The 17,862-nt window shown below is 65.9% G+C and carries 10 protein-coding genes; 8 read left to right on the plus strand and 2 right to left on the minus strand.

What is annotated here, in order from left to right; all coding sequences use genetic code 11:
• Positions 1-222 precede the first annotated feature (222 nt).
• Entirely contained in the window at positions 223-1,053 is an 831-nt protein-coding gene (locus GGC65_RS12980; RefSeq protein WP_192647552.1) for a 23S rRNA (adenine(2030)-N(6))-methyltransferase RlmJ, read from the plus strand.
• Positions 1,054-1,381: 328 nt separating this feature from the next.
• Here GGC65_RS12980 and GGC65_RS12985 read toward each other — a convergent pair whose 3' ends face one another.
• Positions 1,382-4,462: a TonB-dependent receptor domain-containing protein gene (locus tag GGC65_RS12985; protein WP_225940807.1), complete on the minus strand. Its 3,081-nt coding sequence runs from the start codon at positions 4,460-4,462 to the stop codon at positions 1,382-1,384.
• A gap of 163 nt (positions 4,463-4,625) precedes the next feature.
• Between GGC65_RS12985 and GGC65_RS12990 the strand changes: the two genes are divergently transcribed.
• The 6 genes from GGC65_RS12990 (at position 4,626) to GGC65_RS13015 (ending at position 15,510) form a co-directional block, all read left to right on the plus strand.
• Entirely contained in the window at positions 4,626-4,958 is a 333-nt protein-coding gene (locus GGC65_RS12990) for a phosphoribosyl-ATP diphosphatase (RefSeq protein ID WP_192647554.1), read from the plus strand.
• A 10-nt stretch (positions 4,959-4,968) separates the two neighbouring features.
• On the plus strand, positions 4,969-5,346 hold the full coding sequence (locus GGC65_RS12995) for a histidine triad nucleotide-binding protein (protein WP_192647555.1): 378 nt from the start codon (positions 4,969-4,971) through the stop codon (positions 5,344-5,346).
• Positions 5,347-5,454: 108 nt separating this feature from the next.
• Entirely contained in the window at positions 5,455-11,295 is a 5,841-nt protein-coding gene (locus tag GGC65_RS13000; RefSeq protein ID WP_192649525.1) for an alpha-2-macroglobulin family protein, read from the plus strand.
• Between the two features lie 4 nt (positions 11,296-11,299).
• Positions 11,300-13,456, plus strand: coding sequence for a penicillin-binding protein 1C (gene pbpC / locus GGC65_RS13005; RefSeq protein WP_192647556.1), 2,157 nt, complete (start codon positions 11,300-11,302; stop codon positions 13,454-13,456).
• A 104-nt stretch (positions 13,457-13,560) separates the two neighbouring features.
• Entirely contained in the window at positions 13,561-15,099 is a 1,539-nt protein-coding gene (locus GGC65_RS13010; RefSeq protein WP_192647557.1) for an amino acid permease, read from the plus strand.
• Between the two features lie 171 nt (positions 15,100-15,270).
• The gene (locus GGC65_RS13015) at positions 15,271-15,510 is read left to right on the plus strand and encodes a hypothetical protein (protein WP_192647558.1); all 240 of its coding nucleotides are present in this window, start codon (positions 15,271-15,273) and stop codon (positions 15,508-15,510) included.
• A 99-nt stretch (positions 15,511-15,609) separates the two neighbouring features.
• Here GGC65_RS13015 and GGC65_RS13020 read toward each other — a convergent pair whose 3' ends face one another.
• On the minus strand, positions 15,610-16,932 hold the full coding sequence (locus tag GGC65_RS13020) for a hemolysin family protein (protein ID WP_192647559.1): 1,323 nt from the start codon (positions 16,930-16,932) through the stop codon (positions 15,610-15,612).
• Between the two features lie 221 nt (positions 16,933-17,153).
• Here GGC65_RS13020 and GGC65_RS13025 point away from each other — a divergent pair, with 221 nt between their 5' ends.
• Positions 17,154-17,843 (plus strand): OmpA family protein, encoded by a 690-nt coding sequence (locus GGC65_RS13025; RefSeq protein WP_192647560.1) that lies wholly within the window; start codon positions 17,154-17,156, stop codon positions 17,841-17,843.
• Positions 17,844-17,862 lie beyond the last annotated feature (19 nt).

Below are 17,862 nucleotides of genomic sequence, written 5' to 3' on the forward strand. Positions count from 1 at the left end.
TAATGCCGATCGCATCCGGCACCTCGATGATCGAACATTCCCATGCGGCTGTCTGCGCCTCGGGTGACGATCGCCAACGCGGGCTTGCGGCCTTGCGCAGAATGCTTTGAAGGTTTCCGCCCGACCCTGTACGGGCCCCGGATTGGTTGCTTCCATCGCCTCGCGCCCGGCTTCAGCGCCAGCCGTTCGTATGAAGGCAGATCGTCAGGATTCTGGGTTACAATGAATTATCGCCATAGCTTTCATGCAGGCAATAGCGCCGACGTCGTAAAGCACAGCCTGCTGATTGCCCTCGTGCGGGCGTTGCAGCTTAAAGAGAGCCCGCTCACCCTGATCGACACCCATGCCGGTTGCGGCCTGTACGACCTTGGCGGCGATGAGGCGCAACGCACCGGCGAGGCTGCACAGGGCGTGGTGCGCGCCTTTGCCGACACGAACCCCTTGCTGGACGACTATCGCGCCGCCGTGCAGGCGGTGAATGCCGCGGAAGAACCGCGCCTCTACCCCGGATCGCCGCGTTTCCTGGCACAACTTCTGCGCTCGCAGGATTTTCTGATCCTGAACGAGAAACATCCCGAAGACGTCTATGCCCTGCGCGGCGCCATGCGCGACACTTCCGCGGCCGTGCATCAGCGCGACGCCTACGAGCTCTGGCTGGCGATGCTGCCGCCCCGCACCGCGCGCGGCGTGGTGGTGGTCGACCCGCCGTATGAGCAGACCGATGAACGCGAACGTATCACCGCCACCTTGGCCGCCGCCAGTCGCAAATGGGCGCATGGCGTGACGGTGGTCTGGTACCCGCTGAAGCACCGCGCCACGCATATGCGGTGGAAGGGGCAGCTACGAAAGCTCGGCATCCCGAAGTTTCTGGTGGTGGAGCATTGGTTGTACGATAGCGATCAGCCCGACATCTACAACGGCGCGGGCCTTTTTATCGTCAACCCGCCCTACGCCTTCATGCAGGCGCTGCCGCCCCTGCTGGAAGCCCTGCGCGCCGCGCTGGCGCCGGAGGGGCATAGGGGAAAGATCACAACCGATTGGTTGGGAGATTAAAATAAACCGTCATCTTCGCCTTCACCCAAAGGAGGAAATGCCACGCTTCAGCTTGTAAGCAAATTGGGTCACGCTGAATTTGAAACACGGCTTTCGCGCTGGATGCCATTGCTCAGGACGATTGCGCCTAGTCACCTTGGACATCAACGGTGAAGACCGACGGCTTACCGCGCGAAGCCGGGTTCCATCCTGCCGATCGGCTACCGGAATGTTTAGCGGCCAAGACAGCCGCTCGGCGGGACGATATCGACCGATCAACGACGTCGCCCCCACGAAGGCAGGGGGCGACGGTGATGTGATCGTCCGCTTCACGCCCCAGATCCGCCCGTTAAATCTTCCCGCGCACACTTAGGAAGAAACGCCGTCCCAGATAGTCATATTGCGTCCCGAACGCCGGCGCCTGCCCGATCACGGGCGGCGTCGCGGTGACGACGGTCGACACGCGCGGCGGCGCCGTGTCGAACAGGTTCGCGACCCCCAGCGTGATGCGGAACCGCTCGGCAACATCGCGGCTCAGCGACAGCGAGTGATAGAAGGTCGCGGGCACGCTGACGTCGGGGCAGAAGCGCCCGCCCGGACGGAAGCTCGACGTTCGGCATGCGTCGCCGCCCTGCGCGCGCAGCAGATCCTCTTCGTTCGATGCGGCACCGGTGACATCGATCCCGTAGAAGAGCGTCCAGCCATCCTTCATCCAGCCGAGGTTGAAATCGCCGACCCATTTCGGATTGCCGATCTTGCCATTGTCGTCGACCTCGGTGCCGGGGAAGAGCGACACCTTATCCTTCACCTGCCACGTCATCTGCGCGCGGAACGCGAGCGAACCGAGGTTGCCGAGATCCTGATCGACCGCGAGCGACAGGTCGACGCCGCGGTTCCGCTGGCGGCTGATATTGACATAACGGTCGGTGACGCTCGCGACGCTCTGTGCATCGGGGCCGGCCGTCGTCGAGCGCGTGAAGAGGCCGCACAGCGGCTCGTCGGCGACCTCCGAATCATAGCAACCGCGCAGGATATTGCCCGCACCGAGCAGCGTGACCTCGTCTTTCACCTCGATATCGAAATAATCGACCGCAAGGCGCGTCTTGAGCCCGCCCCACAGCGCCCCCGACAGGTCGGGGGTCAGGATGAGCGACACCGTCTTCGCGGTCGAGGTTTCGGGCTTGAGTTCGCCGAGACCGCCGCCCGAGGTGATCGTCACGGGGCTGATCCCGCCGGCATAATTGGGGCCGATGCCGTCTGCGGCGCAATTGTCGAAGATGCGCTGGCTGATCGCTCCCGCCGCAAGCCGCGCCGCGGTCTGGATGCACGGATCGATATCCGCCTGGCCAAGGAAACCCGTCTGGTCCTGAAGGAACAATTCGAACAGCGCCGGCGCGCGGAACGACGTGCCCCACGTGCCGCGGAAGCGCAGCCAGTCGGTCACCGCCCAGTCGGCGCCGACCTTCCACGTCGTGTCGCTGAATGTGTCGCCCGCCCCGTCGCGTCGCGTCGCCTCGACATGCGTGTAACGCGCCGCGCCCGACAGCGTCAGCCGCTCGATCATCGGCACGCCTTCGAGTAGCGGCACCTCGACTTCGCCGAACAGCTCCTTCGATACCGTGCGCCCCGCCGTGATACCCGAGGTGGTGAAATTGGCGACATTGCCCGCCAGCGTCGCTTCGCCCGGCGTGTCGTTGATCTCGTCGCGGCGGATATTCGCCCCGAACGCTGCGCCCACCGATCCCCCCGGCAGGTCGAACAGCTTGCCCGTCAGCAGCGCCTCGGCCGAAGTCTGCTTGAACAAAGTGCGGCCCGTCTCGCGGCCCATCAGGAAGGCGCGCTCGGCGGGCGTGAAGTCGCCGCGCAGCACGCGCGGATCGGTAAAGTCGATGTCGATGCACTGCGCGCCGCGGATCGCGGTCGTCGTTCCGGCGCACGAGCGCGTGCGCAGCGTCTGCGACGCGATCGCATCCTGATAGATGACATCCTGCGTATAGCTGGCGTCGGACCGGCTGTGCTGGCCATGGACGTCCCATTTCCACCCGCCGCCAAATTCGCCGCGTAGCCCGAGAACGCCGCGATAATAATCGACGTCGGCCGCGCTTTCGGATTTCACGAGCACGCGCGGGCGCAGGATCAGATTGCCCGCAAACTCGCCGTTGAGCGGATCGCCCATGTCGTTGGGGTCGCAATTATACGCCGTCGGGTCGCAGAGGAAAAAGGGCAGCATCGACGCGCCGGTGAATTGCTGGAGCTCGATCCGCTGGACGCCATTGTTATGCGACTTGCGGTTGCTGAACAGGAATTCGCCATAGGCGGTGATGCCGTCGGTGACGTCATAGGCGCCCTCGACGAAGGCGCTGATCCGCTTCACCCCGGAAAACACGTCCATATCCTGTTCGGCCGGCTCGAACTGGTTGAGCGCGCCCGTCGACGGACCGTCGAAATTGACCCCGTAGAAATCGGCCGGCCCGAACACGCCGATCGGATTATAGGCGTTGATCGGAATGCCTACCCCGGCAAATTCATTGCCATATTGCCCCGCGAAGATCGCCTGCCCGTTCGGCGCGATCAGCCCCGGGCCGAACGTCGGAAAGCCGTCCTGGTCGACGCCCGAAAAATCACTGAACACGATCATATTGGCTTGCGTGCTGCTGCACGCCGGGCGCCCGGTACGGAAATCGACGATATCGGCGCGGCTGCCGTCGGCCTCGCGCTTGAGGTACTCTTCGGAGCAGAAGAGGAAGTCGCGATCGCGGCGGGTGAGGTTCTGCTGGCGGAAATAATCGACCGTCGCGAAGATATGCCCGCGGTCGAATTTCTTCCCGAAACTCGCATCGACGCCATAGCTTTCGCCGCCGCCATGTTCGGTGATCGACGAGAAACCGCCGCCCTCGAGCCCGTTCAAATCATCGCGGGTCAATATGTTGACCACGCCGGCGACGGCATCCGATCCATAGATCGACGAGGCGCCGGTCTTGAGTATTTCGACCTGCCGCACCACCGACAGCGGCAGGACGTTGAGATCGAACGGCGCCACCGAACCGCGAATGCCCGCCGGGCCCGCGCGCCGACCATTGATCAGCACGAGCGTGCGCTCGGCGCCTAGCCCGCGCAGCGACACCGTCTGCACATCATTGCCGCCGTTCGCGACGAAGCGGTTCGAAATCGCCGAAGTAATCTGGATCGATCCCTGCGCCGCCGGAACCTGCTGCAGGACGTCGGCCAGCTGGACCTGTCCCTGCAACTTTGCGCTCTCGGGATCGATGACCTGGATCGGGTCGGCGCTGGTAAACTCGCTCTTCGCGATGCGCGATCCCGTGACGATAATCTCGTCACCGCCCTGCGCCGCCGCGGGCGATGCCGCCAATGCAATTATCGAGGCCGTCGCGGCCAGAAACACCGAGGCGTTGGTGCCCATTTTCATCATCGTCTTCCGATTACCAAAGTTGATCCCGCCCCCCGGCAGCGCGGAAACTACGCGAATGGGCGTTTCGATATGGTTACCGCGACGGTAAGTTTTTGCGCCGCGCGGCGCCCGCTTGTCGTGCGCGCACGGCGCGGCTAGGCAAGCTCGCGAAAGGATCGGCGCGATGAGCAAGGCAATGGGCGAGACGCTGGGACGGCTCGAAGCAGTCATCCACGACCGGCTCGCGGCGGGCGAGGCCGAGGCGTCCTATGTCGCGAGCCTCGCCGCGAAAGGCCGCGGCAAGATCGCGCAGAAACTCGGCGAGGAAGCCGTCGAGGCGGTTATCGCCGCGGTCAGCGAGGATGATCCCGAACTGATCGGCGAGGCGAGCGACCTTGTCTTCCACCTTTCGATCCTGATCGCCGAGCGCGGGTTGACGTGGGACATGATCGCCGCCGAACTCGACCGCCGCCACGGAACCTCGGGCCACACCGAAAAAGCCGGCCGCCCCCAATAGGAGCTCTCCCATGCCGATCGACGCGACCCTCCCCTATGACGACACCAACATCTTCGCACGCATCCTGCGCGGCGAGCTGCCGTCGAAGACCGTCTATGAGGACGAGTTCGCCCTCGCCTTCCACGACATCAACCCGCAGGCGCCGCTCCACATCCTCGTGATCCCCAAGGGCGCCTATGTGAGCTGGGACGATTTCTCCGAACGCGGGAGCGACGCCGAGATCGCGGGCTTCGTCCGCGCCGTCGGCAAGGTCGCGCGCGACGCGGGCCTCGTCGCCCCCGGCTATCGCCTGCTCGCGAACGTCGGCCTCGACAGCCATCAGGAGATCCCGCATCTCCACGTCCATATCTTTGCGGGCCAAAAGCTCGGCCCGATGCTTGCGCGCTGATTCCTGCGACGAACCGTGCATAATTAGCGATGAAATCTGGACAGCAATTCGATAAGAGGGCATGACAAGAGACTCGCTGGGTCGCGACAGTGAGGAGATGGCGGAATGATGCAACTGGGGCGGGCGCTGGCTAACCGGCTGGCTGGCAAGGCGAAACTCGCGCTGCTCATTCCCCTCACACTTGCAATGGCCGCGACCGCCGCGGCCGACACCGTCCCGCAGGTCACGCTCGCGACCCCCGGCAGCAGCGGCACCGGCGACGGCACGATCACGCGCTTCACGCTGCGCTTTTCCGAAGACATGGTGCCGCTTGGCGATCCCCGCGCGCCCGCGCCCGCGACCACCGACTGCAAACTTCCTTCGTCGGGCCGCTGGGTCGATACGCGCACCTGGGTGCTCGAATTCGACAAGCCGCTCCCCGGCGGGCTCGCCTGCCATGTCGAGCTGCGCGACGGGCTTAAGACCGCGCGCGGCGTGTCGGTCGCGGGCAACAGCCGCTTCGCGCTCGACACCGGAGGTCCCTCGGCGCGCGCCGTGCTCGCGGGCGGGATGGACGGCGATATCGAGGAGGACCAGATCTTCCTCGTCGCGACCAACGTCGCCGCCGACCGCGCCTCGGTCGGCCGCTTCGCCTATTGCGCGGTCGACGGCATCGGCGAGAAGATCCCGGTCGACGTCCTGCCGCGCGATACCGCGACGCAAATCCTGACTGGTCTCGGCGACAATAATTGGTCGCGCCAGTCCTTCACCTACGACGCCGGGCTGCCGCAGCGTTTCCCCGCCGCGGGCGCCGACCGCGAGGCTGCGCTCGACCGCATCGTCCCCGTCAAATGCCGTCGCCCGCTGCCGCCGGGGCGCGAGATGGCGCTCGTCTGGGACGCCCGCATTTCACAGGCTGGCGTGCCGTCGCGCACCGCCGGCCGCGACCAACGCTTCGACCATGATGTGCGCCCCGCCTTCACCGCCAAAATGTCGTGCAGCCGCATCAATCCGCAGGCGGGCTGCAACCCGATCAAGGATGTGACGCTCAGCTTCGCTTCGCCCGTCGCGCGCGAAACGATCCTCGCCGCGACGCTCAACACCGCCGACGGCAGGAAATTGACGCCGAAGATCGACGAGGACGACCGCAACGACGCGTGGCTGACCAGCGTCCGCTTCACCGGCCCGCTGCCGCAGAATGTCGACGCGACGCTCGTGCTCCCCGCCGACGTCACCGACCAGAGCGGCCGCAAGCTGCAGAACCAGTCGAATTTCCCGCTGAAATTCCACATCGACCGTGCGCCGCCGCTCGTCAAATTCGCCGCCGAATTCGGCATCCTCGAAGCGGGCGAAGGCGGCGTGCTGCCCGTCACCGTGCGCGGCGTCGAGAGCAGCCTCGTCCAGTCGAACCTCAAAATGCCCGCCGCGACGCTCAAGGTCGGCGATGACGACGCCGCGATCGCGCGCTGGCTGAAGCGCGTCGCCGACGCCGACGACACCGACTATCGCGAGGAGAAGGACCGCACGGGCAAAGAGGTCACCGTCAACTACACCGGCACCAAATCGGTGTTCGACGGCGCGCCGTCGGGCGGCGAGCGCCGCGACCTGCAACTCGCGCCCGCTGCGGGCGGCAAGGAGTTCGAAGTCGTCGGCATCCCGCTCGCCGAAAAGGGCTTCCACGTCGTCGAGATCGCGAGCCCCGAGCTTGGCGCCGCGCTGCTCGGCCGCAAATCGACGCGCTATGTCGCGACCGCCGCGCTCGTCACCAATATGGCGGTGCATTTCAAATGGGGCCGCGAAGGCTCGCTCGCGTGGGTGACGTCGCTGAATAGCGGCCTTCCCGTCGCGGGGGCCGAGATCCGCGTCACCGACGCCTGCACCGGCCGCCTGCTCGCGCGCGGCACCGCCGACAAGGCCGGCCGCCTCGCCTTCGCCGGCGGGCTGCCGCAGCCCGAAACCTATTCGAGCTGCGAAGAAAATCCCGACATGGCGAAAAGCGAAGGCCATGCGCTGATGGTCAGCGCACGCGCGGGCGACGATTTCAGCTTCACGCTCACCGACTGGGGCAGCGGCATCCGCCCCTATGATTTCGACCTCCCCTATGGTTGGTCCGAACGCGACGACATTCTCCACACCGTCTTCGACCGCTCGCTCGTGAAAGCGGGCGAGACCGTCCATATGAAGCATGTGCTGCGCCGTCCGGTCGGCACCGGCTTCCGCACCCCCGAAGCGCTCGCGGGCAAGCTCCGCCTCGTCCACCGCGGCTCCGACACCGAATTCGAAATGCCCTTCGCGATTGCCGCGAGCGGCAGCGGCGACACGACATGGAACGTCCCCGCCTCGGCGCCGATGGGCGATTATGAACTCGTCTTCGTCACCAAGGACAAGGATGGCGAGGACAAGACGATCTGGTCGGGCCAGTCGGTCAAGGTCGACGAATATCGCCTGCCGACGATGAAGGCGACGATCACCGGGCCGAAAACCGCGCTCGTGCGTCCCGCCGCCGTCCCGCTCAACCTTTTCGTCGGCTATCTGTCGGGCGGCCCCGCGCCGAACATTCCGGTCGAACTGCGCACCAATTTCCGCTCGAGCTGGTCGCCGCCCGAAGATTATCGCGACTGGGATTTCGACGGCCAGCCGGTGAAGGAAGGCGTCGTCCAGCTCGACGACAGCGGCGACGAACCCTCGGCCGAACTGCCGCTCGCGCGTTCGGTACCGCTCAAACTCGACGCCAATGGCGCCGCAACGACCAATGTCACGGTCGACCAGCCGATCACCGAACCGACGATGATGGCCGCCGAAATGGATTATGAGGATGCGAATGGCGAGACGCTGACGTCGAGCCGCCGCATCACCCTCTACCCCTCGGCCGTCCGCCTCGGCGTCAAAACCGACGGCTGGCTGATGCGCGACAATGACCTCCGCCTCAATTTCATCGCGCTCGACCTCGATGGCAAGCCGATCGCCGGCAAACGTATCGCCGTCGCAGTCTATAACCGCGAGATCATCACCGCTCGGCGCCGCCTGATCGGCGGCTTCTACGCCTATGACAACCAGATGCGCACGACGAAGCTGGACGCGACCTGTTCGGCGACGACCGACAAGCTCGGCCGCGCGAGCTGCGCGATGGCGCCCGGCGTCTCGGGCGAGGTCACCGTCGTCGCGACGACGCAGGATGCCGATGGCAATGAAGCGCGCGCAGTGCGCTCGGTCTGGCTCGCGGGCGATAATGACTGGTGGTTCGGCGGCGACAATGGCGACCGCATGGACGTGATCGCCGAAAAGCCGCGCTACGCCGCGGGCGACACCGCCCGCTTCCAGGTCCGCATGCCGTTCCGCGAAGCGACCGCGCTCGTCACCGTCGAGCGTGAGGGTGTGCTGTCGAGCTTTGTTGTGCCGCTGAAGGGCACCAATCCCGTCGTGCAGGTCAAGCTGCCCGCGACCTATGCACCCGACGTCTATGTATCGGTCATGGCGGTGCGCGGCCGCGTGACCGGCGAGGAAAGCTGGTTCCGCAAGATGAAACGCGCGGTCGGCTTCAAGATCGAGAATAGCGAGGGCGCTCCGCCGACCGCGCTCGTCGACCTTGCCAAGCCGAGCTACCGCATGGGCATCGCGCGCATCAAGGTCGGCTGGGAAGGCCATCAGCTCGGTGTCAAGGTCAAGGCCGACAAGGCAAAATATTCGGTCCGCGAAACCGCCAAGGTCGCGATCGAGGTCAAGACCCCCGACGGCAAGGCGCCGAAGAACGCCGACGTCGCTTTCGCCGCGGTCGACGAGGCCTTGCTCCAGCTCTCGCCCAACGAAAGCTGGGACATCCTCCCCGCGATGATGGGCGAACGCACGCTCGATGTGCTCACCTCGACCGCGCAGATGCAGGTTGTCGGCAAGCGCCATTATGGCCGCAAGGCACTCGAACCGGGCGGCGGCGGTGGCGGCGACCTCTCGGGCCTGACGCGCGAGGATTTCCGCCCGGTCCTGCTGTGGAAGGGCAATGTCCCGCTCGACAGCAAGGGCCGCGCCAAGGTCGACGTGCCGCTCAGCGACAATCTCTCGGGCTTCCGCCTTGTCGCGATCGCCACCGACGGCTCGCAATATTTCGGGACCGGCGAAACGAGCGTCCGCACCGTGCAGGATCTCGGCGTCTTCGCCGGCATGCCCGAACTGGTGCGCAGCGGCGACACTTACGATGCGCGCTTCACGCTGCGCAACGGCACCGACCAGCCGATGGAGGTTACCGCGACCCCGACGCTGTCGCCCGCCGTCGCGACCGCGCCGCCGCTCACCGTCACCATTCCGGCTGGCGGCGCGGTGCCGATCAGCTGGTCGATGACCGCGCCCGAAACCACCGGTCCGATCGAATGGACGGTCGATGCGGTGGCGAAAGGCGGCAAGGCGCGCGACCGCCTCGTCTTCGAACAGGTCGTCGAACCCGCGGTGCCGGTCGAGACATGGGCCGCCAGCCTGTTCCGTGTCGGCCCCGCGACGACGCTGCCGATCGCCATCCCGGCGGGCGCGCTGCCCGGCGGCTATGTCGATATCGCGCTCGCGGGCACGCTCGCGCCGCCGCTCACCGGCGTGCGCGACTATATGAGCGCCTATCCCTACAGCTGCTTCGAACAGCAGACGTCGCGCACGGTCGCGCTCGGCGATGTCGGGCGGTGGCAGGCGCTCGCGGGTGCGATGCCGACCTATCTCGATGACGACGGGCTGCTCCGCTACTGGCCGAACGAGAATCTCACCGGCTCGATCGAACTCACCGCCTATGTCATGAACGTGACCGCGGCGAACGGCTTCGCGATCCCCGAGGCGTCGAAAGCGAAGATGGTGAAAGCCCTGCAAGCGGTCGTCGAAGGGCGCCTCACCCGCAAGGGCTATGGCCCGTGGGATATCCGCCCCGTACGCATCGCGGCCTTGGCAGCCCTCGCACGCAACAATGCGTCGAGCGCCGGCCTCGTCGCCGCGATCGACGTCGCGCCGGTCGATATGGCGACCGGCACGCTCGCCGACTGGCTCGTCGCGCTCGAAAAGACGCCGGGCGTGCGGAACGCCCCCGCGCTGCGCACCGCGGCCGAGGCCGAACTGCGCAAGCGCCTCGTCTATGAAGGCACGCGCCTAGATCTCGTCGACGATGCACGCGCCCCCTGGTGGATGATGACCAGCGGCGACGAAATGGCGATCAAGGCTTTGGAAGCCGTGCTCGGCCGCAAGGGCTGGGAGGATGACGCGGGCAAGCTGATGGTCGGCGTCGCGCAGCGCCAGCGCAAGGGCCATTGGGACACCACCCCCGCCAACGCATGGGGCGCGGTCACCGTCCGCCGCTTCGCCGAACTGTATCCGGCAAGCGCGATCACCGGCGTCACCAACGTCAGCCTCGCGGGCGCCACCGCCTCGCAAAGCTGGCCGCTTCCCGCCGAGCCGGTTTCGCCGCTCCGCGTCGCGCTGAACGCCGCGACGATGAGCCTGAAGCATGAGGGTAGCGGCGCGCCATGGGCCACCGTGAGCGTCAAGGCGGCGGTGCCATTGAAGGAACCGCTCAACGCAGGTTACCGGATCAAGCGCTCGGTCAGCATCGTCAAGGCGGCGAACAAGGACCGGCTGACGCGCGGCGACGTGATCAAGGTGCGGATCGAGGTCGTCGCGGCCGCGGGGCGGACGTGGGTCGTGATCAACGATCCGATCGCGCCCGGCGCGACGATCGTCGGCAATCTGGGTGGCCAGTCCGAAATGCTGGCCGAACAGGCGGGCGGATCGGGCGCGCAGCCAAGCTATGTCGAACGCGGCAAGGACGCTTGGCGCGGCTATTTCGGCTGGATGCCCGCGGGCACCCACGCGGTCGAATATGTCGTCCGCTTGAACGGCTCGGGACGCTTCTCGCTGCCGCCGACGCGCGTCGAGGCGATGTATTCGCCCGCGATCCGCGGCCAGTGGCCGAACGCGCCGATGACGATCGCCAGCGTCACGCAGTGATGCAATGAACCTGTCGCCCGTCCCCGGGCGCCGGCGGCGCTGGCCCCATGTCCTCGCATGGGCCGCGCTCGCGGCGCTGGTCTTCGTCACCGCCGCGCATCTCGCGACCCGTCCGCCCGCGATGCCCGCCTTCGAAAAGGTGCGCGCCGACTGGCGCCCCAGCGAAGCCTGGCTCTACGACCGCGACGGCCAGTTACTCGACAGCGAGCGCGTCAATTTCGAGCGACGCCGCCTCGCATGGGTGCCGCTGAACGATATCAGTCCCGCCGTCCGCACCGCCGTCGTGCAAAGCGAGGACCGCCGCTTCTGGTCGCACGGCGGGGTCGACTGGCTCGCGATCGCCAGTGCCGCGCGCGCGCGCCTGACAATCTTGGGGGGGACCGGCGACCGCTCGCGCGGCGCGTCGACGCTTGCGATGCAGCTCGCGGCATTCCTTGACCCCGGCCTCGCGCAGCCCGGCAAACGCGACTGGCGGACCAAGCTCCGCCAGATGCGCGCCGGACAGGCGCTCGCGGAAGACTGGTCGCACGAGCAGATGCTCGAGGCCTATTTCAACCTCGTGCCCTTACGCGGCGAGGCGCAGGGGATCGGCGCCGGCGCGCAAAGCCTGTTCGGCAAGAAGCCGGCCGAACTGAACCGCACCGACGCCGCACTCTTCGCCGGGCTCCTCCCCAATCCCGCCGCAGACGCCGAGGCGCTCGGCCGCCGCGCCTGCCGGATTGCGCAGGCAAAAGATTGTTCGGCGATCCGCGCCGCCGCCGCGACGCTCGTCTCTGGCGAGCAGGCCGCGCGCTTCGACCCCGCGCTCGCACCCCACCTCGCCGTCCGTCTGCTCGACCAGCCCGGCAAGCGGGTCAAAACCACCATCGACCGCCGCATCCAGGCCGCCGCGATCGTCGCGCTGCGCCGCCAGCTCGCCGGGCTCGGCTCCGACCGCGTCCGCGACGGCGCGGTCGTCGTGCTCGACAATGCCACCGGCGAGGTGCTCGCCTATGTCGGCGGGGTCGGCCTCAAATCGACCGCGGCGTCGGTCGACGGCGCCAATGCACGGCGGCAGGCAGGCTCGACGCTGAAGCCGCATCTCTATGCGCAGGTGATCGAACATGGCTGGCTCACCGCCGCCTCGATCCTCGACGACAGCCCGGTCCAGCTCGACACCGCCTCGGGGCTCTACGTTCCCAAAAACTACGACCACAGCTTCAAGGGGCCGGTCAGCGTGCGCCACGCACTCGCCTCCTCGCTCAACGTCCCCGCCGTCCGCGCGCTCGTCATCGACGACGTCCAGCAATTCCGCGACCGCCTTTGGGCTTTGGGCTACCACGGCCTCGTCGAGGACGGCGAATATTACGGCTTCAGCCTCGCACTCGGCTCGGCCGAAGTTTCGCTCGTCGAACAAGCCAACGCCTTCCGCACCTTCGCCAATCAGGGCCGCTACACGCCCGTTCACTTCATTCGCGGCGAAAAGGCGGACGAGGCGCGCCAGATCGTCAGCCCCGCCGCCGCCTTCATCGTCGGCGACATCCTCGCCGACGCCTCTGCCCGCGCCGACGCCTTCGGCGCCGACAGCGCGCTCCGCCTCCCCTTCTGGGCGGCCGCCAAGACGGGGACGTCGAAAGGCATGCGCGACAATTGGTGCATCGGCTGGTCCGACCGCTTCACCGTCGCGGTCTGGGTCGGCAATCTCGAGGGCGATTCGATGCGCGCGGTCTCGGGCACCTCCGGCGCCGCCCCCGTCTGGCGCGACGTGATGCTCGCGCTCCATGCGGGCAATCCCGGCAAGCCGCCCGCCATGCCCGAGGGTGTCGAGGCGCGGCAAATCGCCCTCCCCGGTACCCGCGAACCGCCGCGCCGCGAATATTTCCTGACCGGCACCGCGCAGACCGAAATGGCGGCCGCGCCGCAAGCCGCCCGCCGCCCGCGCATCACCAGCCCGGTCAGCGGCAGCGTCTATGCGCTCGACCCCGACATCCCGATCGACCGCCAGCGGCTCGCGGTCATCGTGAGCGGATCGGTGGCCGGATACCGCCTGATCCTCGACAAAAAGCCGCTCGGCGATGCCGATGCGGGCCAGCAAATCCTGCCGCGCCCCGGCATCCATATGCTGACGCTCGTTGATCCAGGCGGCCGAATGATTGACCGAGTGCGCTTTACCGTACGGTAAACCGCGCGAGACCTGCTGAAATTAAGTTGCGCTGGCGCGCGGAGCAGCTAGTCTGCGCCGCCATGAGAGGGACGGCAGTTCAGCCGCCCCCCAAGGGGAAGATTATGCTATTTGACCGCGTAAAGCCGTTGGATGCCATTTTGGCGACAGCGGAAAAAAAGTCGCTTACGCGCACGCTCGGCGCTTTCCAGCTCACCATGCTGGGGATCGGCGCCGTGATCGGCACCGGGATTTTCGTTCTGACCGCAGAGGCCGCGCAAAAGGCCGGCCCAGGTATGATGATCAGCTTCATCATCGCCGGCTTCGTCTGCGCCTTCGCCGCGCTCTGCTATGCCGAAATGGCCTCAATGGTCCCCGTATCGGGCTCGGCCTACACCTATAGCTACGCCGTGATGGGTGAGTTGATCGCATGGATGGTCGGCTGGGCGCTGATCCTCGAATATGCGGTCGCCGCCGGCGCCGTCTCTGTCGGCTGGTCGGGCTATGTCGTCGGGCTGATCGAACATGCGTTCAGTATAGACATACCCTCGGCATGGGTGCTCGGGCCATTCGACGGCGGGATGATCAACCTGCCGGCGATGTTCATCGCGGGCGTTGTCACTATGCTGCTCGTGATCGGTACGCGCGAATCGGCAACGATCAATGCGATCCTCGTCGTCATCAAGGTCGCGGCGCTGACGCTCTTCATCATCCTCGCGGTTCCCGTGATGAACATGGAGAATTTCGAACCCTTCGCACCGCTCGGCATCGGCGGCATAGGCGCCGCCGCGGCTTCGATCTTCTTTGCTTATGTGGGCTTCGACGCCGTCTCGACCGCGGCCGAAGAAACCAAGAATCCGCAGCGCAACATGCCGATCGGCCTGATCGGCAGCCTTGCGATCTGCACCATCTTCTACCTGCTCGTCGCCGCCGGCGTCATCGGCTCGGTCGGCGCGCAGCCGGTCGGCATCGATGCCGCTGCGGGCCATGCGCTCGAACCCGGCAGCCGCGAACTCGCCGCCGCCTGCGGTGCAATCGGCGATCAGGCGGTGGTCTGCTCGAAGGAAGCACTGGCCTGGACGCTGCGCGAAATCGGCTGGCCGCAGATCGGCAACCTGATCGGCCTCGCCGCCGGTCTCGCTTTGCCGTCGGTCATCTTGATGATGATGTTCGGCCAGACCCGCATCTTCTTCGTGATGAGCCGCGACGGTCTGCTGCCCACCGCCTTCTCGAAGATCCATCCGAAGTTCAACACGCCGCACGTGATCACGATCATCACGGGCATCGCCGTCGCGCTGTTCGCCGCCTTCTTCCCTGTCGGGCAGCTCGCTAACATCTCGAACTCGGGCACGCTCTTTGCCTTTGCCGCGGTGTCGATCGCGGTGATGGTGATCCGTCGCACCGATCCCGGCCGCCACCGTCCGTTCAAGACGCCGCTGATCTATATCACGGCGCCGATCGCGATCCTGGGCTGCCTGTACCTCTTCTTCAACCTCGACCAGAAGAGCATCAATCTCTTCCTGATCTGGGCGGGTATCGGCCTCGTCGTCTACTTCGCCTACAGCCGCTCGCGCAGTCATGTGGGTCAGGGCCATGTCGAGGTGCACGAAGACGATGCGGACGCACCGCCGCCGCCGGTTCCGCCGGCACCGTCGTTCAACTGACGTTTCAAGACGCAAAGGGAAAGGGGGCTTCGGCCCCCTTTCTTTTGGCCAGCGTGTCGAGCAAAGACGCGGCCGTTATCGACCATTTGACGACTTTCCACTGAATCTCTGGTAATAGCCATCACGGGCTGTCGGCATCAGTCGCGCGAAAATCGTGTGGGGGCAGGCGAGATGGTGGAGAGTTTTGGAGCAGTGGTTGGCTGGGCACATCATGATGCAGGTGACCGCATTATGCTCCGGATCGAAAGCGTACAATCTTCGGAAGCGGCCAAGAAGCACGACCCCGATTTGTTTCGTTTCCTTATGACCAAGCAGCAGGCGGCTATTTTGGGCAATTATCTGGTGCGGCTTTCCGGTCAGCCACCGGTCGTTCCCAAAAAACGAGGCTGGTTTCGCCGTCTCTTTGGATGACGGAGGCTTCTAGCTATTGCTGATCGCGTCTCAATATCCGCAATCGGCCAATTGCGGGCCCCCATTGCGCGAGCGCAGCCCTTTTCGCCTTAAGTCCGCCTAATCCGTTTCCTCGTTCTCTGGCGCCCGTACTTCGCTGACGAGCAATTTGTCGATCTTGCGTCCGTCCATGTCGACGATCTCGAACCGCCAGCCCTTGTCGGTGAAGCGCTCGCCTTCCTTGGGCAAATGCTTGAGGATCGCGAGCGCATGCCCCGCTGCGGTCGCGTAATCGCGGTCGTCGCCAAGTTCGATACCCAGCCGTTCGGCCATCTGGTCGGCGGGCATCGAACCCGCGATCAACAGGCTGCCGTCATCGCGTTCGACGACGAAGGGCTCGCTCCCGATATCCTGGTCAGACGCGAACTCGCCGGCAATCGCCGAGAGCAGGTCGGCAGGCGTCACCAGCCCGTCGAAATGCCCATATTCGTCGTGAACGAGCAGCACGGGCACTTCAGCGGCGCGCAAGGCCTCGAGCGCGTCCATCGCGTCGATCTGGTCGTGGATGACCTTCGCGGGCCGCATCAACTGCTCAAGGTCGAGTACCTCGCCCTGGAACAGCGCGGCGGCAATGTCGCGCGCCTGCACGACACCGACGATATCGTCGACCGAGCCGCGCGCGACCGGCAGGCGGCTGTGAGGCGTTTCGAGCAATTTGTCGCGTACGCCACGCGCGTCGAGCGAGATATCGACCCAGTCGACATCCTTGCGCGGCGTCATCACCTCGCGCACCGGCCGGTCGGCCAAGCGCACGACGCCTGAGATGATCGCGCGTTCGCTTTCCTCGATCACCCCCGATTTCGACGCCTCGGCGACAATCAGGTGCAGCTCTTCGGCGGTCACGCGATCTTCGGATTCGCGATTGAGCCCGAGCAGGCGAAAGACGAGCGCCGAACTGTTGTCGAGCAGCCACACGAGCGGCGCCGCGACGCGCGAAAGCCAGTACATCGGCACCGCGACGGCGATCGCGATACGCTCGGGCGCCCGGAGTGCAAATTGCTTGGGTACCAGCTCGCCCGCGATCAGCGAGAAATAAGTGGTAATCGCAATGACCGCAGCAAAGCCTGCGGCTTCCGCATTTTCGGCATCGAGGCCGAACCAGGCCGAAAGCCGGTCGGCCACGGGCTGGCCGAGGCTCGCGCCCGAATAGGCGCCGGTCAGCACGCCGATCAGCGTGATGCCGACCTGCACCGTCGACAGGAAGCGGCCGGGGTCGGACGCGAGTTGCCGTGCGATTTTGGCGCCCCGGCTGCCTCGCTTCTCGGCCGCCTGCAGCCTCGGGTCGCGTGACGAGACGATGGCGAGCTCGGACATGGCGAAAACGCCATTTAGGAGGACGAGGACGGCGATAATCGCAACGTCGGACCAGGGAAAAGGGGTCATTGGGCGGTCGTACGGCGCTTCGGCGCCCGGCCCCTGTCATCGTCGGTCATGTCCACCCTATAAGCGAAACGCATGGCATTGCACAATGGCACAGGCCTGAACGTCCGGCTCAGCCCGCATTCAGGCAAATTTTGGAACCAGATCGCCAGCCATATGTTATCGGCAAGCAAGGGCGGCGTGCCACGGACCAGAGGCATCCGCCGGGTAAAGGGAGCGAAAAGATGAACAGCAAGACGATCAAGCTCACCATTTTGACCAGCATCGGTGCGCTCGCGCTGACCGGCTGCGTCACCGATCCGGTGACCGGCGAACGCAAGATATCGAAGGCCGCGATTGGCGGCGTCGGCGGTGCGCTCGGCGGCTACCTGCTCGGCGACCTCATCGGCGGCCGCAATAGCCGCACCGAGGAAATCGTCGGTGCGGGCATCGGCGCGGTCGCCGGCGCGGGTGTCGGCTATTATATGGACCAGCAGGAAAAGAAGCTACGCGAACGCACCGCGGGCACCGGGATCGACGTCGAGCGGCAGGGCGACCAGCTCGTGCTCAACATGCCCGGCGACGTGACCTTCGACCTCAACAGCGCGATGGTGAAATCGCAGTTCCGCAGCGCGCTCGACAATGTCGCCTCGACGCTCGCCGAATATCCGAGCACCTATATCGACGTCTATGGCCACACCGACTCGACCGGCAGCGACACCTATAACCAGGGCCTGTCCGAACGCCGCGCCGCCTCGGTCGCCGACTATCTCGCCGGCCGCGGCATCCAGCGCGCGCGCATGGCGACGCTCGGCTATGGCGAATCGCAGCTGAAATGCTCGCCCGAACGCAGCGAAGCGGATTATCAGTGCAACCGCCGCGTCGAGATCCGCATCGCGCCGGTCACACAGGCCGACGTCAACGCGGCGCGGTAAAACAGTTCCATTCCCGTGG

This window comes from Sphingopyxis sp. OAS728 (assembly GCF_014873485.1).
Taxonomy (GTDB): domain Bacteria; phylum Pseudomonadota; class Alphaproteobacteria; order Sphingomonadales; family Sphingomonadaceae; genus Sphingopyxis.

Coding starts and splice junctions, on each gene's coding strand:
- pbpC (WP_192647556.1), top strand. CDS start 11,300: ATGAACCTGTCGCCCGTCCCCGGGCGCCGGCGGCGCTGGCCCCATGTC.
- GGC65_RS13015 (WP_192647558.1), top strand. CDS start 15,271: ATGGTGGAGAGTTTTGGAGCAGTGGTTGGCTGGGCACATCATGATGCA.
- GGC65_RS12980 (WP_192647552.1), top strand. CDS start 223: ATGAATTATCGCCATAGCTTTCATGCAGGCAATAGCGCCGACGTCGTA.
- GGC65_RS12985 (WP_225940807.1), bottom strand. CDS start 4,462: ATGATGAAAATGGGCACCAACGCCTCGGTGTTTCTGGCCGCGACGGCC.
- GGC65_RS13025 (WP_192647560.1), top strand. CDS start 17,154: ATGAACAGCAAGACGATCAAGCTCACCATTTTGACCAGCATCGGTGCG.
- GGC65_RS12990 (WP_192647554.1), top strand. CDS start 4,626: ATGAGCAAGGCAATGGGCGAGACGCTGGGACGGCTCGAAGCAGTCATC.
- GGC65_RS13000 (WP_192649525.1), top strand. CDS start 5,455: ATGCAACTGGGGCGGGCGCTGGCTAACCGGCTGGCTGGCAAGGCGAAA.
- GGC65_RS12995 (WP_192647555.1), top strand. CDS start 4,969: ATGCCGATCGACGCGACCCTCCCCTATGACGACACCAACATCTTCGCA.
- GGC65_RS13010 (WP_192647557.1), top strand. CDS start 13,561: ATGCTATTTGACCGCGTAAAGCCGTTGGATGCCATTTTGGCGACAGCG.
- GGC65_RS13020 (WP_192647559.1), bottom strand. CDS start 16,932: ATGACCCCTTTTCCCTGGTCCGACGTTGCGATTATCGCCGTCCTCGTC.